The organism is Pseudomonas sp. 2FE (genome assembly GCF_005503735.1).
GTDB lineage: Bacteria > Pseudomonadota > Gammaproteobacteria > Pseudomonadales > Pseudomonadaceae > Aquipseudomonas.
In genome coordinates, this window is sequence record NZ_SCMO01000001.1 from 307,412 (window position 1) to 329,287 (window position 21,876).

The 21,876-nt window shown below is 61.7% G+C and carries 20 protein-coding genes and 2 tRNA genes; 11 read left to right on the forward strand and 11 right to left on the reverse strand.

Annotation, left to right across the window (positions count from 1 at the left end; translation table 11 throughout):
* The first annotated feature begins 116 nt into the window (after positions 1-116).
* Together FFS12_RS01545 and FFS12_RS01550 are read left to right on the forward strand one after the other, a co-directional pair.
* Positions 117-2,201, forward strand: coding sequence for a TonB-dependent siderophore receptor (locus FFS12_RS01545; RefSeq protein ID WP_137885225.1), 2,085 nt, complete (start codon positions 117-119; stop codon positions 2,199-2,201).
* Positions 2,202-2,347: 146 nt separating this feature from the next.
* On the forward strand, positions 2,348-4,222 hold the full coding sequence (locus FFS12_RS01550) for an MFS transporter (protein WP_137885226.1): 1,875 nt from the start codon (positions 2,348-2,350) through the stop codon (positions 4,220-4,222).
* A 50-nt stretch (positions 4,223-4,272) separates the two neighbouring features.
* Here FFS12_RS01550 and sugE read toward each other — a convergent pair whose 3' ends face one another.
* Both sugE and rdgC read right to left on the reverse strand, forming a co-directional pair.
* Entirely contained in the window at positions 4,273-4,590 is a 318-nt protein-coding gene (gene sugE, locus FFS12_RS01555; protein ID WP_137818439.1) for a quaternary ammonium compound efflux SMR transporter SugE, read from the reverse strand.
* Between the two features lie 189 nt (positions 4,591-4,779).
* Positions 4,780-5,700, reverse strand: coding sequence for a recombination-associated protein RdgC (gene rdgC, locus FFS12_RS01560; RefSeq protein WP_137818440.1), 921 nt, complete (start codon positions 5,698-5,700; stop codon positions 4,780-4,782).
* 160 nt (positions 5,701-5,860) lie between these two features.
* Here rdgC and FFS12_RS01565 point away from each other — a divergent pair.
* The 7 genes from FFS12_RS01565 (at position 5,861) to FFS12_RS01595 (ending at position 9,097) form a co-directional block, all read left to right on the forward strand.
* Positions 5,861-5,936, forward strand: a tRNA-Val gene (locus FFS12_RS01565).
* An 18-nt stretch (positions 5,937-5,954) separates the two neighbouring features.
* A tRNA-Asp gene (locus FFS12_RS01570) sits at positions 5,955-6,031 on the forward strand.
* A 195-nt stretch (positions 6,032-6,226) separates the two neighbouring features.
* A complete protein-coding gene (locus FFS12_RS01575) occupies positions 6,227-6,952 on the forward strand; it encodes an FKBP-type peptidyl-prolyl cis-trans isomerase (RefSeq protein WP_137818441.1) in 726 nt (241 codons plus the stop codon).
* 365 nt (positions 6,953-7,317) lie between these two features.
* A complete protein-coding gene (locus FFS12_RS01580; protein WP_137885227.1) occupies positions 7,318-7,767 on the forward strand; it encodes a YkvA family protein in 450 nt (149 codons plus the stop codon).
* 170 nt (positions 7,768-7,937) lie between these two features.
* Positions 7,938-8,264 (forward strand): helix-turn-helix domain-containing protein, encoded by a 327-nt coding sequence (locus FFS12_RS01585; protein WP_137818443.1) that lies wholly within the window; start codon positions 7,938-7,940, stop codon positions 8,262-8,264.
* Positions 8,261-8,626, forward strand: coding sequence for a hypothetical protein (locus FFS12_RS01590; protein ID WP_137818444.1), 366 nt, complete (start codon positions 8,261-8,263; stop codon positions 8,624-8,626). The genes FFS12_RS01585 and FFS12_RS01590 overlap by 4 nt, the downstream gene beginning before the upstream one ends.
* 3 nt (positions 8,627-8,629) lie before the next feature.
* Positions 8,630-9,097, forward strand: coding sequence for a sel1 repeat family protein (locus FFS12_RS01595; RefSeq protein ID WP_137885818.1), 468 nt, complete (start codon positions 8,630-8,632; stop codon positions 9,095-9,097).
* A gap of 3 nt (positions 9,098-9,100) precedes the next feature.
* Here the strand turns inward: FFS12_RS01595 and FFS12_RS01600 are convergent, their stop codons facing one another.
* Positions 9,101-10,861: a bifunctional diguanylate cyclase/phosphodiesterase gene (locus FFS12_RS01600; RefSeq protein WP_137885228.1), complete on the reverse strand. Its 1,761-nt coding sequence runs from the start codon at positions 10,859-10,861 to the stop codon at positions 9,101-9,103.
* A 93-nt stretch (positions 10,862-10,954) separates the two neighbouring features.
* Positions 10,955-13,036 carry a carboxy terminal-processing peptidase gene (locus FFS12_RS01605; RefSeq protein ID WP_171011815.1) on the reverse strand — a complete coding sequence of 694 codons (2,082 nt, stop codon included), beginning with the start codon at positions 13,034-13,036 and terminating at the stop codon, positions 10,955-10,957.
* A gap of 138 nt (positions 13,037-13,174) precedes the next feature.
* Here FFS12_RS01605 and FFS12_RS01610 point away from each other — a divergent pair, with 138 nt between their 5' ends.
* A complete protein-coding gene (locus FFS12_RS01610) occupies positions 13,175-14,137 on the forward strand; it encodes an NAD(P)H-quinone oxidoreductase (RefSeq protein ID WP_137885230.1) in 963 nt (320 codons plus the stop codon).
* A 96-nt stretch (positions 14,138-14,233) separates the two neighbouring features.
* Here the strand turns inward: FFS12_RS01610 and FFS12_RS01615 are convergent, their stop codons facing one another.
* From FFS12_RS01615 to FFS12_RS01640, 6 genes are read right to left on the reverse strand one after another with little or no spacing between them, the layout of a single operon-like run.
* Entirely contained in the window at positions 14,234-14,887 is a 654-nt protein-coding gene (locus tag FFS12_RS01615; protein WP_137885231.1) for an HAD family phosphatase, read from the reverse strand.
* On the reverse strand, positions 14,887-15,876 hold the full coding sequence (locus FFS12_RS01620) for an ABC transporter ATP-binding protein (RefSeq protein WP_137885232.1): 990 nt from the start codon (positions 15,874-15,876) through the stop codon (positions 14,887-14,889). The genes FFS12_RS01615 and FFS12_RS01620 overlap by 1 nt, the downstream gene beginning before the upstream one ends.
* Positions 15,873-16,670, reverse strand: a complete 798-nt coding sequence (locus FFS12_RS01625; protein ID WP_137818449.1) for an ABC transporter permease — start codon at positions 16,668-16,670, stop codon at positions 15,873-15,875. Before FFS12_RS01625 ends, FFS12_RS01620 begins: the two co-directional genes overlap by 4 nt.
* On the reverse strand, positions 16,657-17,517 hold the full coding sequence (locus tag FFS12_RS01630; RefSeq protein WP_137818450.1) for an ABC transporter permease subunit: 861 nt from the start codon (positions 17,515-17,517) through the stop codon (positions 16,657-16,659). Before FFS12_RS01630 ends, FFS12_RS01625 begins: the two co-directional genes overlap by 14 nt.
* Positions 17,496-18,302 (reverse strand): alkaline phosphatase family protein, encoded by an 807-nt coding sequence (locus tag FFS12_RS01635; RefSeq protein WP_137885233.1) that lies wholly within the window; start codon positions 18,300-18,302, stop codon positions 17,496-17,498. The genes FFS12_RS01630 and FFS12_RS01635 overlap by 22 nt, the downstream gene beginning before the upstream one ends.
* 60 nt (positions 18,303-18,362) lie before the next feature.
* A complete protein-coding gene (locus tag FFS12_RS01640) occupies positions 18,363-19,421 on the reverse strand; it encodes an ABC transporter substrate-binding protein (protein WP_137885234.1) in 1,059 nt (352 codons plus the stop codon).
* Positions 19,422-19,765: 344 nt separating this feature from the next.
* On the opposite strand from FFS12_RS01640, the gene FFS12_RS01645 reads away from it, so the two are divergent.
* A complete protein-coding gene (locus FFS12_RS01645; RefSeq protein ID WP_137885235.1) occupies positions 19,766-20,482 on the forward strand; it encodes a UTRA domain-containing protein in 717 nt (238 codons plus the stop codon).
* 56 nt (positions 20,483-20,538) lie between these two features.
* Here the strand turns inward: FFS12_RS01645 and FFS12_RS01650 are convergent, their stop codons facing one another.
* On the reverse strand, positions 20,539-21,825 hold the full coding sequence (locus FFS12_RS01650) for a M18 family aminopeptidase (RefSeq protein ID WP_137885236.1): 1,287 nt from the start codon (positions 21,823-21,825) through the stop codon (positions 20,539-20,541).
* Between the last annotated feature and the right edge of the window lie 51 nt (positions 21,826-21,876).

A 21,876-nucleotide genomic window follows, 5' to 3' on the forward strand; every position in this document is an offset into this window, starting at 1 on the left:
ATGGATAAAAATTACACTTGAGACTCATTGCTATTTACATTTGATTCTTTTTCACCTATTTTCGCTCCCCTTTTTTGGGCCGGCAATCGGCTCATTGGTTTATTGGGGATCATGTTATGCAGTCTGTCGGCAAATCCACGCGCCTGGCCCTGGGTGTCGCTTTGGCCTTGTCCTCGTTGGTCGCGGCTGCTGCCGAAACGCTGGAGTTGGATAATGTCGAAGTGGTGGGGGACTGGCTCGGTGACGCAACCGACGAGGACGTGAAGAACCACCCCGGCGCCCGTACGGTGATTCGCGAAGAAACCATCCGTGAGAGTGGCGCCAGCAACGTCCGTGAAGTGCTGCGCCGGGTGCCAGGCCTGCAGGTGCAGGACAGTAACGGTACCGGCGGCAGTGACATCTCCCTCAACGTCGGCACCCGTGGCCTGACCTCGCGCCTGTCACCACGGGCGACCATCCTCCAGGACGGCATTCCGCTGGCGGTGGCGCCTTACGGTCAGCCGCAGCTGTCGCTGGCGCCGACGTCGCTTGGCAATATCGAATCGATCGATGTGGTGCGCGGTGGCGGTGCAGTGCGTTATGGCCCGCAGAATGTCGGCGGCATCATCAACTTCGTCACTCGCGGCATCCCCGAGGAATTGGTACGTGAGCTGAGCTTCCAGACCGAGTCGGCGCCGGCCCAGGGCGGCTTCCTCAATCGCAGCAATGCCTTTATCGGCGGCACCGCCGACAACGGTCTAGGCATGGCTCTGCTCTACTCGGGCGTGCGCGGCGACACCTACCGCGACCACAGCGACACCCAGATCGATGATGTGATGCTGAAGTCCAGCTACAAGCTGTCCGACATCGACGAGCTCTCCGCCAGCCTGCAGTACTACGAGGCCGACGCCGACATGCCGGGCGGCCTGAGCGCCGCCGAGTTCGAGGACGATCCCTTCCAGAGCAGCCGACCCTTCGACCGCTTCGACGGCGAGCGCAAGCAGGCGGTGGTGAAGTACAGCCGCACCCCGGACGCCGATCGCAAGTTCGAGCTGACCAGCTTCTACAACACCAGCCATCGTGGCAGCAGCCTGGCCAACGGCAACCCGCGCAAGATGACCTGGTTGCGCCAGTTCCCCCGGGATTACGAGGTGTTCGGCATCGAGCCGCGCTACTCGCAACTGTTCCTGGTGGGCGACAGCAGCCACGAGCTGGGCGTGGGCTACCGCTACATGGAGGAGGATTCGGCGGAGAAGCGCTACGATCGCAACTTCGCCGCCGGCGGTAATCCTTGGGCGGCCGCGCGAACCCTCAAAACCTCCAACAGCGCCGCGACCGAGGCGCATGCCGCCTATGTCGATGACCGCATCGATATCGGCAACTGGACCCTCACTCCCGGCATCCGCTACGAGCAGGTGCGGGTCAGCTCGCATAACCGCCTGACCGGCGAGCACCGCCAGCAGCGCTACAGCGAGCCGCTGCCGTCGCTCAACGCCCTGTATCACCTGTCCGATGCCTGGAAGCTCTACGCCAACTACAACACCTCCTTCGGCAGCATCCAGCACATCCAGCTGTCCCAGGACGACGACCTCAGCGCCGAGAAGGCGCAGACCTACGAGCTCGGCACGCGTTACGACGATGGCGTCTGGAGCGCCGAGCTGACCTTCTTCCACATCAAGTTCGAAGACCAGTTGGAGTTAGTGCCTGGTTCGTCGCCGAGCGCCTGGGCCAACGCCGGTGAGACCCGCCACCGCGGCGCGGAGATGGCCGGCAGCTACCAGTTCGCCGCGCTCGATCCGCGTCTGGCGGGGCTTTCCGCCTACGCCTCGCTGGCGCTGACCGAGGCCACCCGCGAGGAGGGGGCGAACCAGGGCAACGACCTGCCGTTCTATTCGCGCGAGATCGCCACCCTGGGTATGCGCTACGAGACCGGCCCCTGGACCTGGAACCTGGATGGCTACGCCCAGTCGCGGCAGTTCGCCGATGCGGCCAACACCGATGCGGAAAGCGCCAACGGCTCGCTCGGCGAGATCCCCGGCTTCGCCTACTGGAACGGCCGCGGCGAGTACGCCTTCGGCCCGCAGCTGGCCAACCTGAAAGTGGCGGCCGGGGTGAAGAACCTGTTCAACCGCGAGTACTACACCCGCTCCACCGACAACAACCTGGGCAAGTACCTCGGTCAGCCGCGTACCTTGTATCTGCAGACCAGCGTCAGCTTTTAATCCTCAGCGACAAGTTGAACGGGCGCCGATGAGCGCCCGTTTTTTGCAGTAGGCAGCAAAATTTATCGTGACCTGTGGCTTGGAGTCATGTACTTGCAGTCCAATGTTGGACGGCCAGCGTGGCCTCGCATAGGTACAAAGGGATCATGACCACACACTCGCAATTCGCTTTGCTTGGTAAAAAACGCTTCCTGCCGTTCTTCATCACGCAATTGCTCGGCGCTTTCAACGACAACATCTTCAAGCAGTCGCTGATTCTCGCCATCCTCTTCAAGCTCAGTGTTTCCGGTGATCGGGCGGTATTGGTCAACCTCTGCGCGCTGCTGTTTATCCTGCCGTTCTTCCTGTTCTCTGCCCTCGGTGGGCAGTTCGGCGAGAAGTTCGCCAAGGATGCGTTGATCCGGGCGATCAAGCTGGCCGAGATCGTCATCATGGCGGTGGGCGCCGCAGGTTTCCTGTTGAATAACCTGACGTTGATGTTTATCGCCTTATTCGGCATGGGCACCCACTCGGCGCTGTTCGGCCCGGTGAAATACTCGATCTTGCCGGCCGCGCTGCGTGAGGAGGAACTGGTCGGCGGCAACGCGCTGGTGGAGATGGGCACCTTCCTGGCGATTCTCGCCGGCACCATCGGCGCCGGCATCATGATGTCGGGGCAGGCTTACGCGTCGCTGGTGGCCACCGCGATCGTGCTGGTCGCTTGCTGCGGTTACTTGGTCAGCCGCGGCATTCCCCGTGCGGCGGCCGCCTTGCCGACGCTGGTCTTGGACTGGAACATCTTCCGGCAGTCTTGGGCGATTCTGCGTTTGGGCTTGGGCCAGCGGCCGGCGGTGTCGCGCTCGATTGTCGGCAACTCCTGGTTTTGGTTCCTCGGGGCTATTTATCTGACGCAGATTCCGGCCTACGCCAAAGAGTGGCTGTACGGCGACGAGACGGTGGTGACGCTGATCCTCACGGTGTTCTCGGTCGGTATCGCCTTGGGTTCGATGCTGTGCGAACGGCTGTCGGGGCGCAAAGTCGAGATCGGCTTGGTGCCGTTTGGCTCGATTGGCCTGACCCTGTTCGGCATCTTGCTGTGGTGGCACTCCGGCAACTTCCCGCAGGGTACCGAAGCGCAGAGCTGGCTCGTGGTGCTGAGCCATGCTCAGGCCTGGTGGGTGCTCGCGGATATTCTCGGCATCGGCGTGTTCGGTGGCTTCTACATAGTGCCGTTGTACGCGCTGATCCAGTCGCGCACTGCAGAAAACCAGCGGGCGCGGGTGATCGCGGCCAACAACATCCTCAACGCGCTGTTTATGGTGGTCTCGGCGCTCGCCTCGATTCTGTTCTTGAGCCTGGCCAAGCTGTCGATTCCGCAGCTGTTCCTGGTGGTGTCGCTGATGAATATCGCGGTGAACAGTTACATCTTCAAGATCGTTCCCGAGTTCAGCATGCGCTTCATGATCTGGCTGCTCAGCCATTCCATGTACCGCGTCGAGCACCGTGGTTTGGCGGCGATTCCCGATGAAGGCGCGGCCGTGCTGGTCTGCAACCACGTGTCCTTCGTCGATGCGCTGCTGGTGGGTGGTGCGGTGCGGCGGCCGATCCGCTTCGTCATGTACTACAAGATCTACAACCTGCCGGTACTCAACTTCATCTTCCGCACCGCCGGTACGGTGCCGATCGCCGGACGCAGTGAAGACCTGTTGATTTACGATCAGGCGTTCAAAAAGATCGGCGAGTACCTGAAGAATGGCGAGCTGGTGTGCATCTTTCCCGAAGGTAAGCTGACCGGCGATGGCGAGCTTAATGAGTTCAAGAATGGCATCGCGCGGATCCTCGAGGAAAACCCGGTACCGGTGATTCCGATGGCGCTGCAGGGGCTATGGGGCAGTTTCTTCAGTCGCCACCCGAACAGGGGCTTGTTCCGTCGTCTGTGGTCGCGCATCACCCTGGTGGCGGGTGCCCCACTGGCGCCGGAAGTGGCCGATCGGGTGACGTTGCAAGCGCAGGTGGCCGAGCTGCGGGGCAGTTCGCGTTAAACCTCGGCAACGAAGAAGCCCGCCAATTGGCGGGCTTCTTATGCACTCTTTTAACGGCTGCTGAGCTTGAGACCGAGCAGCCCGCAGACGATCAAGGCGACGCTGGCCAGACGGATCACTGCCATGGATTCACCAAACAGGATGATCCCGGCGATGACGGTGCCGACGGCTCCCACACCGGTCCAGACTGCATAGGCGGTGCCCAGCGGCAGTTCCTTCATCGCCAGGCCGAGCAGGGCCAGGCTGACGATCATGGCGCCGAGGGTGAGGGCGGTAGGCAGGGGGCGACTGAAACCGTCGGTGTATTTCAGGCCGACAGCCCAGCCGATTTCGAACAGGCCGGCGAAAAATAGAATGATCCAGGACATGGTGACCTCCAAGGGTACGACTATGGATGGGGCCGTCCCCGGTTGGTCACTCAACGAGCGGTAAGGTCGTCCTTACACCGTGCGCTATTTTGCACATCCCGCCGAACCGGGCAAGGTCGGCGGGATGGATGGGGCGCGTGAATTATTGCGGGGGTTTTCCTTCAGGTCCCCGCAAGCCATGTGGCGGCGTTAGATGCCTTGCGGGATCTCTTCGCCGCCGAGGGCTTCGAACAGCTCTGGAAGGAACTCGCCGAACGTCAGCATCATCAGGGTAAAGCTGGCGTCGAGCTGGCCCAGGGCCTCATCGCCGCCATCTTGCTCGGCTTGATCTTGCAGCAGGTCTTCAAAGCGCAGGCGTTTGATGATCATTTTGTCGTCGAGCACGAAGGACAGCTTGTCCTGCCAGGCCAGCGACAACTGAGTGACCAGCTTGCCGGAGGACAGGTGCAGCTGAATCTCTTCGCTGGTCAGGTCCTGGCGTTTGCAGCGCACGATGCCGCCGTCTTCCTGGGTGTCGCGCAGTTCGCATTCGTCGAGCACGGTGAAGTTGTCGGCGGCCTTCTGGGTTTTCACCCAGTCGGTCAGCGTCGCGGTGGGGGCGACCTTCACCGACAGCGGCCGCACTGGCAGCGAGCCGATGGCTTCGCGCAGCGTGGAGAGCAAATCCTCGGCGCGTTTCGGGCTGGCGGCGTTGACCAGAATCAGGCCTTGCTTCGGTGCGATGGCGGCGAAGGTGGCCGAGCGACGAATAAAGGCCCGCGGCAGGAAGGCCTGAATGATCTCGTCCTTGAGCTGGTCGCGCTCCTTCTTATAGACCTTGCGCATCTGCTCGGCTTCGATCTCCTCGACCTTTTCCTTCAAGGCGTCACGCACCACGCTGCCGGGCAGGATACGGTCTTCTTTGCGCGCGGCAATCAGCATGAAGTCCTGGCTGACATGCGCCAAGGGTGCATCTTCCCCTTTGCCGAAGGGTGCGATGAAGCCGTAAGTGCTCAGCTCCTGGCTAGCGCAGGGGCGGGCGGGCTTGGCGGCCAGTGCGGTTTCCAGCGCTTGCGCATCGAAGGGTAGATCTTGGGTAAGGCGATAGACGAGCAGGTTGCGGAACCACATGAGGGGGGCATCTCCATTAACGCAAAGCGCGCATTATTCTCCCCTCGACGCCATTGGCCAACCCTGCGCTAAGCCTTTGGAACGGCAGTAAAAATTATTTTAAAAAGCGCTTGCCAGGGGGTGGATCGCTCCGTAGAATGCGCCCCACTTCGAGAGTGAAGGGTGATTAGCTCAGCTGGGAGAGCATCTGCCTTACAAGCAGAGGGTCGGCGGTTCGATCCCGTCATCACCCACCATAACTTTTGGGGTTACGCGCAGCGGTAGTTCAGTCGGTTAGAATACCGGCCTGTCACGCCGGGGGTCGCGGGTTCGAGTCCCGTCCGCTGCGCCATTTTTCTCCTCGCTTCGCCTCCGCATCATCCCGCTTCTGTTCTACCCAAGCTCGCTTCAATCCGCGCAAAACTCGTTTAAACACCTGAACTTATCGACATTTTCTGGTTCGTATCCCGGTAGCCAGTGATTGCGGCAGCCTGCTAAGCTCGCGTCTTCACTCGATTGCCCTTTAGCGCACGAACAAGGAAATAGCATGAGACAACATCGTTTAGCGGCGGCGGTGGCCCTGGTTGGCCTGGTTCTCGCGGGTTGCGATTCGCAGACTAGCGTAGAGCTGAAAACCCCGGCGCAAAAAGCCTCCTACGGCATCGGCCTGAACATGGGCAAAAGCTTGGCTCAGGAAGGCATGGACGACCTGGACTCCAAGGCTGTTGCTCAGGGCATCGAAGACGCCGTCGGCAAGAAAGAGCAGAAGCTGAAAGACGAAGAGCTGATGGAAGCGTTCGCCTATCTGCAGAAGCGTGCTGAAGAGCGTATGGCCAAAATCAGCGAAGAATCGGCTGCAGCCGGTAAGAAATTCCTCGAAGAGAACGGCAAGCGTGAGGGGGTAACCACTACCGCTTCTGGTCTGCAATATGAAGTTGTGAAGAAAGCCGATGGCCCTCAGCCGAAAGCTACCGACGTGGTCACTGTGCACTACGAGGGTAAGCTGACCGACGGTAAGGTGTTCGACAGCTCCGTCGAGCGTGGCAGCCCGATTGATCTGCCCGTCAATGGCGTGATCCCAGGTTGGGTTGAAGGCCTGCAACTGATGCACGTTGGCGAGAAGTACAAACTGTACATCCCTAGCGAGCTGGCTTACGGCGCGCAAAGTCCGAGCCCGGCGATTCCGGCTAACGCGGTACTGGTATTCGAGTTGGAGCTGTTGGGGATCAAAGATCCGGCCGCTGCTCAGCAACCGGCCGCCACTCAGCAATAAGTAATACGGCTTTATGCAGCGCCCCGTCGAGACGGGGCGTTGTTGTTTCTGCCAGTCAGGAAACGAACCCGAAGCTGACTATAGGGTCTGAATACAGGTGAGTGCGCTGCGAGTGTTACGGTTATGCACATTGCGCGATTGTTTCGCATCGACTTCGGGTGACACTTTAGTGCTAACTTGGTTTTGTTTTTAAGTTTATGATTTTATTGGTTTTTTTGTTCTGTTTAAAAAATGCCCGATCTGTAGCGAGGCCGCATGGGCTGGGCTTTTGCCCGGCTGATTGAAAATTTGTTCACAAGGTTATCCACAGCTTCAGTGGATAACCCAGCGAGCCCAGTCAGTACGCGGGCTGTCGAGGAGTGAGGATGAACGCACCGTGGAATTTTACCCGTTACCTGCCGTTAGCTCAGCGTTTCCTCGCTCGCGGCCGGTTACCTGCGTTGCTGTTTGCGGTCGCGCGCAAGAGCGCCACGCAGGGTGGGCGATTGGGTGCGTTGAAGGAGGATCTGCGTGTGTTGCAGGCGCTTTGTATGGCGTGGTGGCGCGGCGAGTATCGAGCGATCAGTTCGCAGGCTTTGCTCTTGGTAGTCGCGGCACTGCTGTATTTTCTCTCGCCCGTGGACGCGATTCCCGACGGGTTACTGGGGGTGGGCTTTGTCGATGACATCGCCGTGCTGGCCTGGTTGATGCGTGCCTGGAGTGGCGAGCTGGAAGCTTTCCGCGCATGGCGAGCGGCGCAATCGCCGGAGCAGCAGACTGCCTGGGAGCGGTTGTTGTCTGCACCGTCGCCGGAGCCAGAGGCCCCGTCACGCTGAGCCTGGAGGTGCTGGTTGCGCTGTGCAGTGGCTTCGCGCTCATCATCCTGCCAGCGCGCATTGCGCCAGGGCCGTATAGATCACGCCCAGAGGCATACTTGGCCTGATAAGATGGCCGCCTGCAAGGAAGGTGCTGAAGCTGTCGGCACTGCTTTCCACGGAGAGTTGTGATGGATGTGCAAGTGATCATGCGTGACGGCGAAGCCGAGTACGCGATTTTGCCCTGGCCTGAGTATCAGGCCTTGCTGCAGGCCGCCGGCCGAAGCGCGGTGGCCCCGGTTGTCGCTGTACCAGCGCCGACTGTTATGTCCAAGCTGACTGAACTCAGCGCATTACGCGAGGGCAAGGGCTTGTCGCTCGAAGAGTTGGCGCGGACCGTGGGTATCAGTCCGCACTATCTCACACTGATCGAAAGTGGCGAGCGCCAGCCGGATGCGGCGATTCGTCGTGCCTTGGCGCGGGCCCTGGGTATTAGCGGTTGGGAGTTGGAGACTTGAGCGTACGCATTAGCCGCCAGCATTGGCAGGCGCTTCTCAGTGAGCTTGAGGATGCGCGCCGTCAGCGCCATCTGCTGACCTATCGGGCGCTGATTGAGCGCTTGGAACTGCCGACTCCGGCCATGCAGACCCTGACTGCGGCCTTGGAGCATCTCGCTGCGTTGGATGCCCGCGCCGATCAGCCGCTGCGCAGCGCGCTGGTAATCAGTCAGGGCGCGAGCCGTCTGCCGCGTACGGGGTTCTTTGAGTGTGTCGTGCGCCTTGGGCGCTTTGCTGGCCCGTCTGACGGTATCGCCGCGGCGTCCTGGCATGCCGCAGAAGTCGTGCGGGTGTTCGAGTACAGCTACGCCGAGGAAGTTTGAGTGCTGCTCTGGCGTTTGCCCGCGCGGCTGAGCTATCTCCTGGCCCGGCGTCTTTTCCATTGGTCGTGGCTGGTCCGTCAACCACGGGCCTGGGCTTGGATGGAAGGACGGTTCGCTCGCATGGCGGCACTGAACGATGTCGCGGCGCAAAGTTTCTACGGTCATCTGTTGTTGTTTCGCGGGCGTGGTTTCGGCGCGCGCGAGGAAGGCATTCGCCTGCTGGGTTTGGCGGCTAACGCGGGGGATGCCAAGGCGGCTTATCAGTTGGGCGTACTCAGTCTGGCGGGCGATACCCGTGCAGCCCCTGATGGGCTTGCGGCAGCGCGCTGGTGGGCATTGGCCGCTAGCACAGGGCATCCGTTGGCGGCACACCGCTTGGCCGAACTCTATCAACAAGGCGGCCACGGGCTGGCGGCCGATGCCGAGCAGGCCGCGCTCTATGCGCAGCGCGCGACCGAGTTGGGGCTTTGAGTTTTAAGCCGAGAGCTTTTGCGTGTCGATGATATGCAGGCTGTAGCCGGGTACTGTCTTGGCCTGCCGCTTGGCTTCCGAGGCCAGGCTGGCCAGTTGCGCGGCATCCAGTTGTGCGCAGTTCTCCGGGCGTAGATGCACCACCCCTAAGGAGAGTGACAGCAGCGGGAATTCCTGCCGCTGACCCTGACGGTTGTGCGCGATAAAGCAGCCCGCTTCCAGGTGCTCGGCGCTGTAGAAGCGCCGGCACTGGCCCTGGAAATCTTCGAGCAGATAGTTCAGGCGTGCGCGCCAGTCTTCCGATCCCAGTACCAGCAAGAAATCGTCGCCGCCGATGTGGCCAACGAAGTCGCGCGCCGGGTCGACGCGCTCACCCAGGCACTGCGCCAGGCAGAGCAGGACTTCGTCGCCTTTGGCGTAGCCGTAGAGGTCGTTGAACGGCTTGAAACTGTCGATATCGACGTAGCAGATCACCGCCTCGCGGGCTTGCTGCAACAACCTGGCCAGGCATTGCTGAATCGGCACGTTACCGGGTAGCAGCGTCAGTGGGTTGGCATGGCGCGCCTGCTGGATCTTCAGTTCGGTGATCAGCTTGAGTACGTCGATCACACGCCCCAGGCCCTGGTAACGGCCGTGCAGGGTGATGATGAAGTCTTCCTCGATCCGTTGCCGTGCCCGGCTGGTCAGGAGTCGGCTGACCTTCTGCAGAGATTGGCCCAGCTCCACGGCAAGAAAGTCCGTACTCATCAGTCGGCTGATCGGTTTGCGTGCGAACAAGTCGGTGGCGAAAGGTTTCAGCAGTGCGTCGGCAAGCGAGTGACGGTGGACGATACCGACCGGTTGCTGCTCCTCGTTGAGGACCGCCAGCGAATTCAGGTTGGCCTGTGCGCGAAAGGCTTCCAAGACTTCCGCGATCGGGAGGTGTTGTGCGACGGCCGGTTGTTCATTGAGCAGGGCCGCGAGGTCGCTGCCTTCCTCGCTGAGGGCCGGAGTGGCGGACTCCAGCTTCGGCAGCAGGCTGCGGGCATCGCGCGGCGGCAGTTCCTGCGGACGGCTGAGCAGATAGCCTTGGACCAGATCGACGCCCATTTCCGCTAATACCGCTAATTCTTCGATCAGCTCGATGCCTTCGGCGATGACCTGGGCGCGTGAGGCCTTGGCCATCTGCAGAATGGAACCGACGAACTCGCGTTTAACCGCGTCTTGATGGATGCCATCGATAAAGTGCCGGTCGATCTTCACGTAGTCCGGGCGTAGCTCGGACCACAGGCGCAGGCTGGAGTAGCCGGCGCCGAGGTCGTCGAGGGCGATGGAGAAGCCCATGGCACGGTAGTGGTGCAGGGCGGTGTCGAGCAGGGCAAAGTCTTCGGTGGGTGATAGCTCGGTCAGCTCGATAACCACCTGGCTCGGTGGAATGCCGTAGGTCTGTAACAGCTGCAGGGTGCGCCCGGGTTGATGAGTCGGTTCCAGCAGGGACTCTGGCGAGACGTTGAGAAACAGGTTGCCGTCCAGCTTGAGCTCGCTGAACCTTCGGCAGGCGCTCTTGCGGCAGGCCAATTCCAGTTCACCCAAACGCCCGGCGTGGCGAGCCACGCCGAACAAGTTGATTGGGGAGTGCAAGGGGCTGTTGGACGGACCGCGGATCAGGGCCTCGTAGCCGAGTATGCGGCGCTCGGACAGTGAAACAATCGGTTGGAACAGGCTGTGCAGGTCGCCGTGAGCGAGGATTAGGCCTAGCGCGCTCAACTGCTCGGTGACGGTCATGGTGGGGCTCGATGTCCTGAAAAAGCGAAGGGGCTGATATCGCTATCAGCCCCTTATTTCACGACAGGGTGATGACTCTTTGATGACACTCGATCAGTGCGTGGCTACCGCCGAGTTCAAGCCCAGATAGTCGAGCAGGATTTGCCCGGTTTCCGAGAGATAGGCATCGTCTTCTGGCTTGAGCTTTTCGTCTTCCGCCGGCAGCGCATCCTCGTCTTCCTTCTTCAGCTCTTTCAGCGGTTCCTCACCCTTGGCTTGGCGCCGAGTGTTTTCCATGGTCAGCTGCTGGGTTTCGATGTCGGCATGTTGCGCCCGGCGCTTGGTCTCATTCAGGCTGACGGTGGTTTCGTGGGTCAGCTGTTGCGCCAGTTCCAGGCGGTCACGGGTAAAGACGAAGTCCGGGTCTTTGGCCACGCGCGCATCATGGCGGGCTTTCAGCTCGACCACGAAGGGCTTGAACGGATCCACTTCCGGTTTGATCGCCGGGCGGATGCTGTCCCACGGCATGGCTTCGGGCAGTGCGCTTTCGCCGATTTCCTTGGTGTCGACGACGGCCGGATAAGCGATATCCGGCAGTACGCCCTGGTGCTGAGTGCTTTGCCCGGAGACGCGATAGAACTTCGCCAGGGTCAGCTTCAACTCCCCATGGTTGAGCGGCTGGATGGTTTGCACCGTGCCTTTGCCGAAGGTCTGGCCGCCAAGGATCAAGGCGCGATGGTAGTCCTGCATGGCGCCGGCAAAAATTTCCGAAGCCGAGGCGGAGAGGCGGTTGACCAGCAACGCCAGCGGACCGGTGTAGTAGCTGCCGGGGTTTTCGTCGGCGAGCACATCGACGCGCCCGTCACTGTTGCGCACCAGCACGGTGGGGCCCTGGTTGATGAACAGGCCGGTCAGTTCGGTGGCTTCCTGCAGGGAGCCGCCGCCGTTATTGCGCAGGTCGATGACCACGCCGTCGACCTGGTCTTTCTGGAGTTCGGCGAGCAGGCGTTTAACGTCGCGGGTGGTGCTCTTGTAGTCCGGGTCACCGGCGCGGAAGGCTTTGAAGTCCAGATAGAAAGCCGGGATCTCGATCACGCCCAGCTTGTACTCACGGCCATCATGGGACAGCTTGAGGAGGGATTTTTTCGCGGCCTGTTCTTCCAGCTTGACCGCTTCGCGGGTGATCGCGACGATTTTGCTGGTCCGATCGTTCGGACCATTGCTGGCGGGAACCACTTCCAGGCGCACCACGGAGCCTTTGGGGCCGCGGATCAGCTTGACCACTTCATCCAGTCGCCAGCCGATCACGTCGACCATTTCGCCGTCGCCTTGGGCAACCCCGACAATCTTATCGGCCGGTGCGATTTGTTTGCTTTTTTCTGCCGGGCCAGCCGGTACCAGGCGAACGACTTTAACGGTGTCGTTGTCGCTCTGCAGCACCGCGCCGATACCCTCCAAGGACAAACTCATATTGATGTCGAAGTTTTCCGCGTTGTCCGGCGAGAGGTAATTGGTGTGCGGGTCATAGGATTGCGCAAAGGCGTTGATATAGGCCTGGAAGATATCTTCGCTGCGGGTTTGCTCAAGGCGCGAGAGCTGATTCTTGTAGCGTTTGGTCAGCAACTCCTGAATCGCTTCGGGCTCTTTGCCGGCGATTTTCAACCGCAGCACTTCGTCTTTCACCCGTTTGCGCCAGAGTTCGTCCAACTCCGCCGAATTCTTCGCCCAAGGGGTTTTTTCACGGTCCACTTGCAGGCTTTCATCGACGCTGAAGTCGAAGCTGCCGATGCCTTTGTCGAGCAGGGCCAGGGCGAAGTCCAGGCGCTGCTTCAAACGATCCAGATGACGCTTGTAGATGACGAAGCCCGGCTCGAGGTCGCCGCTTTTCAGCAAATCGTCGAACTTGTTGCGCCACCGGTCGAATTCCGCGATATCGGCGGCGGTGAAGTAGCTGCGTGCCGGGTCGAGCAGCTTCAAGTAGCTCTCGTAAATGATCGCCGAGCGCTCATCGTTCAGCGGTGGTTTGCTGTAATGATGGCGTTTGAGCAACTCCACCACATTGAGGCTGGCGATCACCTGCTCACGGTCGGGCTGTAGGCCGTCCCAGCTGTTGACGGCAGTGGTGCTGGCCGCCAGCGGTAAAGCGCTGAGGCTAAGGAGTAAGGCGAGGGCGGTGCTGGGGAGGAAGCGCTGCATGCTGAGTCGACGCGGGGGCAGTTGATAACGCATATTAGGCCGTCTTTGAGAGCGCCGGTTCCATTCGAGTCCGGCTGCATAATGCAAATAGCCCGATGTTTTGCAAGGGGCTCAGTCCAAAGTCACTATGGAGGCAGCGTGAAGGCATTGCAAGGCGTTGAAGGGCAGGTGGAATGGGCACAACGGCCAAGCCCGGCGTGCGATGTGGGGCAAATTCGCATTCGGGTGGCGGCGGCGGGTCTCAATCGAGCCGATTTGTTGCAGCGTGCCGGCCTCTATCCGCCGCCGCCAGGGGCTAGCGACATCCTCGGGTTGGAGTGTTCCGGGGTGGTCACTGAGGTTGGCGCCGGCAGCGCCTGGCAGGTTGGCGATCGGGTTTGCGCCCTGCTGGCCGGCGGCGGCATGGCCGAAGAAGTGGTGGTCGATGCGCGACACGCGCTACCGGTGCCGGAGGGCCTGTCCCTGGCGGAGGCCGCGGCGTTGCCGGAGGTCTATGCGACCGCCTGGCTCAATCTGTTTCAGCTGGCTGGGCTCAAGCCGGGTGAGAAGGTGCTCTTGCACGCTGGCGCCAGTGGCGTTGGCTCGGCGGCGATCCAGCTGTGCAAGGCCTTCGGCAATCCCTGTTGGGTCAGCGTCGGTTCGGCCGAGCGCTTGGCCTATTGCGAGGCACTGGGCGCCCAGGGCGGGGCGACTCGCGACGAGAGCCTGGAAAGCCTGCGCGACTTCGGCCCCTTCGATGTGATCCTCGATCCGGTCGGTGGCAGCTATGCGGCGCTGAATCAGCAACTGCTGGCGCAGGATGGGCGCTGGGTGTTGATTGGCTTGATGGGCGGGCGCGAGGCGCAGCTGGATCTGGCGCTGGTGTTGGCGAAACGACTACAGCTGTGCGGCTCGACGCTGCGTAACCGCGACGAGCAGTTCAAGGCCGATCTGCTCAGTGACTTGAGCCAGCACGTTTGGCCGCTGTTTGCCGAGGGGCGACTCAAACCGCAGTTGGAGCGTAGCTTCCCGAGCAAGGAGGTTGAGCTGGCGTTCGCCGCGCTGGCGAGCAATCGGGTGGCGGGCAAGCTGGTGCTGCTGATCGATGAAAGCTTGCGCTAAGGGATGGCGGATAAAGCTCTCCATCCTTTTATTCGCCCTGCGAGGATGTTCGTTCCGCGCAGGGCGAATAGCGCCAAGCCTTAGCCGCCGCTTGACTCAACTCCAGATCAGAATCGGCCAGCCCGCTTGTTCGGCATGGCGTCGCAGAACCGGGTCGGGGTTGACCGTGTTTGGGCGACTGACCAGTTGCAGCAGCGGCAGATCGTTGCGCGAATCGGAGTAGAAACTGGCGCCCTCCAGGGATTCCCCTTCGGCTTCCAGCCAGGCTTGCAGACGTGTGACTTTGCCCTCGCGGTAGGTCAGCACGCCTTCGGTGTGGCCACTGTAGAAGCCGTGCTGCAGTTCCAGCCCGATCGCCAGCACGTCTTCGACGCCCAGCCGTGCGGCGATCGGGGCTACCAAGTGCACGCCGGACGCAGAGATCACCAGCAGGCGATCGCCCGCCGCGCGATGCTTGGCCAGGTAGGTGCAGGCATCGCCATAGATCCGCGGCTCGATCACCTCTTCGACAAAGGGCTCGACCACAAAGGCCACTTCTTCGGGGGTACGACCGACCAGCGGGCTGAGGCTGAAGGCCATGTAGTCCTCCATGGCCAGTTTGCCCTTGGCGTAAGCGGCCATCAGCTCGGCATCGCGGCGCAGGAAGGAGTCGCCGTCGACCCAGCCGAGTCTGGCCATTTGCTGGCTCCACAGGCTGGCACAGTCGCCGTGGATCAGGGTTTCGTCTAAATCAAAAATTGCCAGAGCCATCAGGCTACCTCACGAATCGCGCTGGGATCGATGGACAGTGCAAGGCGTTGGCCCCTGCTATGCAGATCGGCTGCCGAGCGATTGAGGACATCGACCACTAATTCTACCCCGCGGGCTTCGACGCGATAACGGATGACGTTGCCGAGCAGGCTGTGGCTGCGTACCTCGGCTTCGATGTTGCCGTGAACACCGAGCTGGATAGCTTCCGGGCGGATGGCGATGCGGCTGTTGACCGGGCGCAGCAGCAGGCGGCTGGCGGTGTCGGCGTCGAGCACGTTGTAGTTGCCGATAAAGCCCGCGGCGAAGACATCGGCCGGTGCGGTGTAGAGGGTCTCGGCGTCGCCACTCTGGACGATGCGGCCCTGGTTCATCAGGAAAATCCGGTCGGACATGACCAGCGCTTCTTCCTGGTCATGGGTGACGAAGATAGTGGTTAGGCCAAGCTCGCGCTGGATCTGCCGAATCTGTTCGCGCAGGTGCTTGCGAATCCGCGCATCCAGGGCGGACAGCGGCTCATCGAGCAGGAGCAGGCGGGGCCGGGTTACCAGCGAGCGGGCCAGCGCGACGCGCTGACACTGGCCGCCGGACAACTGATGGGGGTAGCGACCAGCGAAGTCGCCGAGCTCAACCAGTCCGAGCACTTCGTCGACGCGCTTTGCTGCAGCGTTGCCAGCAACTTTCTGCATGCGCAGGCCGAAAGCCACGTTCTGCTGCACGGTCATATTGGGAAACAGCGCATAGCTCTGGAACACCATGCCGATGCCGCGCTTCTGTGGCGACAGCGGCACCAGGTCCTGGCCGTCGAGGAGGATCTTGCCGCCGTTCACCTCGGTCAGGCCGGCGATGCAGCGCAGCAGGGTGGATTTGCCGCAACCGGAAGGGCCGAGCAGGGTGACGAACTCACCTTTGCTGATCTCGCCCTGGATATCGCTGAAGATAGTCGTGCCGCCGTAGCTTTTGTGCAGACCCTGGATGCTTAGAAAACTCATGACTTGTCCTTGTTCAAGCGGTTGGCTGCCCAGGTGAACAGCAGCACGAAGAAGAAGTAGGAGATCACCAGCGCACTGTTGAAGTGGCCGCTGCTGTTTTTCATGTTGTTCAGGTAGACCTGCAGGGTTTCATAGCGGGTGCCGACCAGCAGGTTGGCGAAGACGAATTCGCCGAAGAGGAAAGAGAACGAGAGAAACAGCGACACCATCAAACCCTTGCGCAGGTTTGGCAGCACCACCAACAGTGCGGCTTTCCAGGTGCTGGCGCCGAGCAGATGGGCGGCGTCCATCAGATCCGGCAGGTTGATCGCCTGCAGGTTGTTGGTGATCGCCCGGTACATGAACGGCAGGGCCACGGTGAAGTAGCAGCCGATCAAAATCCACGGCGTGCCGACCATGGCCAGCGGGCCGGAGCCATAGAGCTGCAGCAGACCCACGGAGGACACCACCGGCGGTACCGCGAAGGGCAGCAGGATGAGGATGTTCATCAGCCCGTCGAGCTTCGGGAAGTGGTAATGCACCACGAACAACAGCGGTAGGATCAACACCACCGAGAGCAACAAGGCACCGAAGCAGACCAGCAGCGACTGGCCGAAGGCGCTGAGGAAGCGTGCATCGCTCCATAGCGCCAGGTACCACTTGAAGGTCAGGCCGTCAGGCAGGATGGTCGCCGACCAACTGGTGGACAGCGAGTAGAGCAGGGTGCCGGCCAGCGGAAGGAGCAGGATCAGGAACAGCAGCCAGACCACGGTGCGGTGGTAGAGGCTGCCGACCTTGGACTCAACGCGCGACATGGTAGCTCCTCTTCAGCAGCCACTGATGGACCACGGTGATCAGCGCCATCAGGCCCACCAGCACCATCGCCAGGGCGCTGGCCAGGTTCGGGTTGAGGGAGATGTCGCCGGCGACCATCGCCGCGATGCGGATCGGCAGCACGTTGAAGTTGCCGGTGGTCAGGGCATAGACGGTGGCGTAGGCGCCGAGGGCGTTGGCCAGCAGAATCACGAAGGTGCCGAGCAGCGCCGGGGTCATCACCGGCAGGCCGATATGGCGCCAGAACTGCCAGGTGCCGGCGCCGAGCAGCTCGGCCGATTCGCGCCAGTCCTCGCGCAGGGCGTCGAAGGCGGGGTAGAGCAGCAGCACGCCCAGGGGTATCTGGAAGTAGGTGTAGAGCACGATCAGGCCGGTCTTCGAGTAGAGGTTGAAGTCCTCGATCACCCCGCTCTGCTTGAGCAGGATGGTCAGCGCGCCGTTGAAGCCGAGCAGGATGATGAAGGCGAAGGCTAGCGGCACTCCGGCGAAATTGCTGGTCATGTTGGAGAAGGCCATGACGAAGTCGCGCAGTTTGCTGTCCACCTTGCGCAGCGAGTAGCTGCCGAGGATGGCAATGACGATGCCGATCAGGCTCGACCAGAAGGAGATCTGCAGGCTGTGCTTGATCGCCTGCAGGTAGAACTTCGAACTGAAGGCCTTGGCATAGTTGCCCAGCCCCCAGCCATCGGCACTGTTCAGACTGTTGAGCGCCACCCAGGCCAGCGGGGCGATCTGGAAGGCGATGAAGAAGATGGCGAAAGGCAGCAGGCAGAGCAGGGCCAGCCATTTGCCGCGGGTGGTTGAACTCACTTCAACAGCTCCCGGCATACGGGTTTGTCGTGGGGCACACCGAGCAGCTCGCAGAGGGTACCGCAGAGGTCGGTCTGCTTCGGCTGTGCATAGGGGTCGAGGCTGAAGGCGTCACCCAGCACGAACAGCGGAACCTCGCGCTCCTCAACGAGCAGACCGTTGTGCGAGCGGTCGTTGTTCATGCCGTGGTCGGCGGTCACCAGCACCTGGTAGCCGGCGTCGAGCCAGCGTTGCAGGTATTCGGCGAGGAGGATGTCGGCGAGCCGCGCGCTATTGCGGTATTGCGCCGAGTCGAGGCCGTGCTGGTGGCCGGCGTCGTCGATGTTCATCGGGTGCACCAGGAGGAAGTTCGGCGCATGGCGCAGGCGCAGGCTCTCCGCGTCGGCGAACAGGTGCGAATCCGGATAGTGGTCGGCGTAGTAGAAGTGCCCGTGCTGGATCGGTAATTCCGGCGCCTCGGTATGGCGGTCGTGGGCGGCATTGAACGGCGAGCGGTTGTACAGCTCGCTGACCCAGTGGTAAGCCGCGGCGGCGGTGCTGCGCCCGGCAGCGGTCGCGTAGTGGAAGATGCTGCGCTGGGTGGACAGGCGCGAGACATCGTTATGCACGATGCCGCTCTCGATCGGCGGGATGCCGGTGAGGATGCACTCGTAGAGTGGTCGGGAGAGCGCCGGCAGCTCGCATTCGAGCTTGTAGAGTGCGGCCCGGCCCGCACCGCAGTAAGCCTGAAGGTGACCCAGCGCATGCTGGGCCACACCGTAATTCAGGCCATCCAGCAGGACCAGGATGACGTTGTGCTTCATAGCCTTTGCGCCTTGGAGGTGGTTAGGCGCCGGCCGGGTGGCCGGCGCCTGGGCACGCGGTTATTCCATGTTGATGATCACATGCTCTTGCCACAGTCCCGGCAGGGCCTTGGAGGTTGCCTCCCAGGCCTTGGCGTCCTTGATCGGTTGGACCTTGGCGTACTGTTCGTTCGGCAGCAGCTTGGCCTTGACGTCATCCGGCAGGGTCAGATGCTCGGCGCGGATCGGGCGGGCATTGCCCTTGGCCAGGTTGATCTGGCCGGCGTCGCTGAGGATGTACTCGCGGGCCAGCTTGGCGGCGTTGGGGTGCTTGGCGTACTTGTTGATGATGGTGGTGTAGCCCGAGATCACTGAACCGTCGGACGGGATCAGCACGTCGAAGCGGCTCGGGTCGATCTGGTCGCGGTAGCTCAGGCCGTTGAAGTCCCAGACGATGCCGACTTCGACTTCACCCTTTTCCAGGGTCTGGATGGTTGGGTTCGACAGTGACAAGCGACCTTGCTCGGCGATCTTGGCGAACAGGTCGAGGCCCGGTTGGATGTTCTTCTCGTCGCCGCCCTTGGAGATGGCGGCGGCCAGTACGCCGTTGACCGCTTGCGCGGCCGCGCTGACATCACCGATGGCTACTTTGTATTTGCCTTTTTCCAGGTCGGCCCAGGATTTCGGCGGCTCTTTCACCAGTTGCTTGTTGATGATGAAAGCGATCGAGCCGGTATAGGCCAGCATCCAGTGGCCGTCGGCATCCTTGGCCCAGGCGGGGATCTGCTCCCAGGTGCTCGGCTTGTAGGGCAGGGTCACGCCCTGTTGCGTGGCGATGGGGCCAAAGGCGGCGCCCACGTCGCCGATATCGGCGGTGGCGTTGTCTTTCTCGGCCGCGAACTTGGCGATTTCCTGCGCCGAGCTCATGTCGGTGTCCAGGTGCTTGAGACCGTAGACCTTGCCGAGATCGGTCCAGGTGTCTTTCCAGTTTGCCCAGCTATCGGGCATGCCCACGCTATTCACTGCGCCTTCGGCACGGGCAGCTTGTTCCAGGCTTTTAAGCTCTGCTTCTGCCGCCATGGCCGAGCTGGCCAGGGCAATGGTCGATCCTATGAGTGAAGCTAGCAACAGGCGTTTCATTCGACGCTCCTTTTTGTAGCAAGGGGTGGTGAAGATGTTGGTCTAGATCAGCAATAGCCAAGCCAAGTTAGCCGGGTTGGATGACGGTTTTGTGTCGGTCAGGGTATTTCCACGCTGCCCATGGCGGTGCCAAGGTGCGTGCTGAACAAGCGTAGACCATAGTTAAGTAACTGATTTATCTGCTGTAGATTTTTTACTCGGGTTGACCTGCGGCGCGCAAATACGGCTGGATGTCATCGAATAGTCATCTAGGCTACCTAGGATTACCACTCTATTACGGGCTCAACCCGAGCCAATCAAAGCCCCTAAATGGGGCTGGACTAGTCCAGAATGGGAAAGGCCTGATGCGAGATGAAGCACCCCGCGCCGTGACGGCCATCTGTCGCGCGCTGGAAGAGCAGATTGAGCACGGTTTGTTGTCGTCAGGCAGCAAGTTGCCGGCCGAGCGCAAACTCAGTGAGTTGTTCGCTACCACGCGCATCACCCTGCGCGAGGCGCTGGGGCAGTTGGAGGCGCAGGGGCTGATCTATCGGGAAGAGCGGCGCGGCTGGTTTGTCTCGCCACCACGGCTGACCTACAACCCGTTGGTGCGTAGCCACTTCCACGCGATGGTCGGCGAACAAGGCCGGCACCCCGCCACCGAGGTGTTGTCGGCGCGCTTGCTACCGGCATCGGCGGCAATCTGCGCTCTGCTGGAGTTACCGGCGTTGTCCAGCGTGATTCAGATTCGCCGGGCCCGGCGCATCGATGGGCGGTTGGTGCTGTATGTCGAGCACTACCTCAATCCGGCGCATTTCCCCGGTGTTTTGACGTTCGACCTGACCCGCTCGCTGACCGAGTTGTATGCGCAGCAGTACGACATCTTCTACGGGCGGGTGCGCTTCGATATGGTGCCGACCGCGTTGCACGTGGAGGCCGCGGCGGCACTCAAGGTCTCGGTCGGCAGCCCGGCGCTGCGTATCATCCGGATCAACCGTGACCAGCACGGCCGGCTCATCGATTGCGACATCGAGTACTGGCGGCACGACGCCATCCACGTGAGCGTCGAAGTGCCGGAGTAGGTGCGCCCCTGCTGCTGGCGGGGCGTTGTTACCGTCGTGCAGGGGACGTAAGGCACTCAGAACAGTTCGGCACCGTAGAACGCCGTCAGTACCTTCACCAAATGCGCCAGGTCATGGCTGCCGGCCAGTTCGCGGATCGAGTGCATGGCGAAGGTCGGCAGGCCGATATCCACCGTGCGTACACCGAGCTGGCCGGCGGTGAGCGGGCCGGTAGTCGAGCCGCAGCCCATGTCGCTACGCACCACGAAGCTCTGCACCGGCACTTCTTCGGCCAGGCACAGGTGGCGGAAGAAACCGGCGGTTTCGCTGCTGGTGGCGTAACGCTGGTTGCTGTTGACCTTGATCACCGGGCCGGCGTTGAGCTTGGGGCCGTGGTTGGCGTCGTGCTTGTCGGCGTAGTTGGGGTGTACGCCGTGGGCGTTGTCGGCCGAGACCAGCAGGGATTTCTGGATGATCCGCACGAACGCCTCGCCTTCGGGCAGCACACGCCGTAGCACCTGCTCGAGCATCGGGCCGTCGGCGCCACAGGCCGAGCAGGAGCCGACTTCTTCGTGGTCGGTGCAGATCAGCACGCAGGTTTCATCACCCTCGCTGCCGAGCAACGCTTGCAGGCCGGCGAAGCAGGACAGCAGGTTGTCCAGGCGCGCGCCGGCGATAAAGTCGCCGTTCAGGCCGATCACGGCGGCACTTTGGGTGTCGTAGAAGCTCAGTTCGTAATCCAGCACCGCGTCGGCGTTGAGGCCATGTTCGCGGCTCAGTTGATCGGCCAGCAGGGCGCGGAAGTCGTAGCGCTCATCACCGGCGACCTGGGCCAGAATCGGCGGCAGTTCGTTCTGCGCATTGATCGGCCAGCCCTGATTGGCTTCGCGATTGAGGTGGATCGCCAGATTGGGGATTACCGCGATGGGCAGCTGGAAGTCGATCAGTTGGCTCTGCACCTTGCCGCCTTCGCGGAAGGTGACACGCCCGGCGAGCGACAGGTCGCGGTCAAACCAGGGCGCGAGCAGGGCGCCGCCGTAGACTTCCACCCCCAGTTGCAGGAAGCCTTGGCGCTGCAACTCCGGTTGGGGTTTCACCCGCAGGCAGGGGCTGTCGGTGTGCGCGCCAACCAGACGAAGACCGCCTTCCAACGGCGGACGTTTGCCGAGTTTGATGGCGATGATCGAGGAGTCGTTGCGTGTCACGTAGTAACGGCCGCCGGGCTCAGTGGCCCAGGGCTCACGCTCGTCCAGCGCTTGAAACCCTGCGGCTTCCAGGCGTTGGACCAGGCTGGCGGTGGCGTGAAAAGGGCTGGGCGAGGCCTTGAGAAAGTCGATCAGGCCTTGGTTCAATTCTTCGCGCATAGGGCACTCCAGGCGGCAAGGTCGGCAGTTTACCGTATTGGCTGGGGTCGT

Coding starts and splice junctions, on each gene's coding strand:
- FFS12_RS01545 (WP_137885225.1), top strand. CDS start 117: ATGCAGTCTGTCGGCAAATCCACGCGCCTGGCCCTGGGTGTCGCTTTG.
- FFS12_RS01550 (WP_137885226.1), top strand. CDS start 2,348: ATGACCACACACTCGCAATTCGCTTTGCTTGGTAAAAAACGCTTCCTG.
- sugE (WP_137818439.1), bottom strand. CDS start 4,590: ATGTCCTGGATCATTCTATTTTTCGCCGGCCTGTTCGAAATCGGCTGG.
- rdgC (WP_137818440.1), bottom strand. CDS start 5,700: ATGTGGTTCCGCAACCTGCTCGTCTATCGCCTTACCCAAGATCTACCC.
- FFS12_RS01575 (WP_137818441.1), top strand. CDS start 6,227: ATGAGACAACATCGTTTAGCGGCGGCGGTGGCCCTGGTTGGCCTGGTT.
- FFS12_RS01580 (WP_137885227.1), top strand. CDS start 7,318: ATGAACGCACCGTGGAATTTTACCCGTTACCTGCCGTTAGCTCAGCGT.
- FFS12_RS01585 (WP_137818443.1), top strand. CDS start 7,938: ATGGATGTGCAAGTGATCATGCGTGACGGCGAAGCCGAGTACGCGATT.
- FFS12_RS01600 (WP_137885228.1), bottom strand. CDS start 10,861: ATGACCGTCACCGAGCAGTTGAGCGCGCTAGGCCTAATCCTCGCTCAC.
- FFS12_RS01605 (WP_171011815.1), bottom strand. CDS start 13,036: ATGCAGCGCTTCCTCCCCAGCACCGCCCTCGCCTTACTCCTTAGCCTC.
- FFS12_RS01615 (WP_137885231.1), bottom strand. CDS start 14,887: ATGGCTCTGGCAATTTTTGATTTAGACGAAACCCTGATCCACGGCGAC.
- FFS12_RS01620 (WP_137885232.1), bottom strand. CDS start 15,876: ATGAGTTTTCTAAGCATCCAGGGTCTGCACAAAAGCTACGGCGGCACG.
- FFS12_RS01625 (WP_137818449.1), bottom strand. CDS start 16,670: ATGTCGCGCGTTGAGTCCAAGGTCGGCAGCCTCTACCACCGCACCGTG.
- FFS12_RS01630 (WP_137818450.1), bottom strand. CDS start 17,517: ATGCCGGGAGCTGTTGAAGTGAGTTCAACCACCCGCGGCAAATGGCTG.
- FFS12_RS01635 (WP_137885233.1), bottom strand. CDS start 18,302: ATGAAGCACAACGTCATCCTGGTCCTGCTGGATGGCCTGAATTACGGT.
- FFS12_RS01640 (WP_137885234.1), bottom strand. CDS start 19,421: ATGAAACGCCTGTTGCTAGCTTCACTCATAGGATCGACCATTGCCCTG.
- FFS12_RS01645 (WP_137885235.1), top strand. CDS start 19,766: ATGCGAGATGAAGCACCCCGCGCCGTGACGGCCATCTGTCGCGCGCTG.
- FFS12_RS01650 (WP_137885236.1), bottom strand. CDS start 21,825: ATGCGCGAAGAATTGAACCAAGGCCTGATCGACTTTCTCAAGGCCTCG.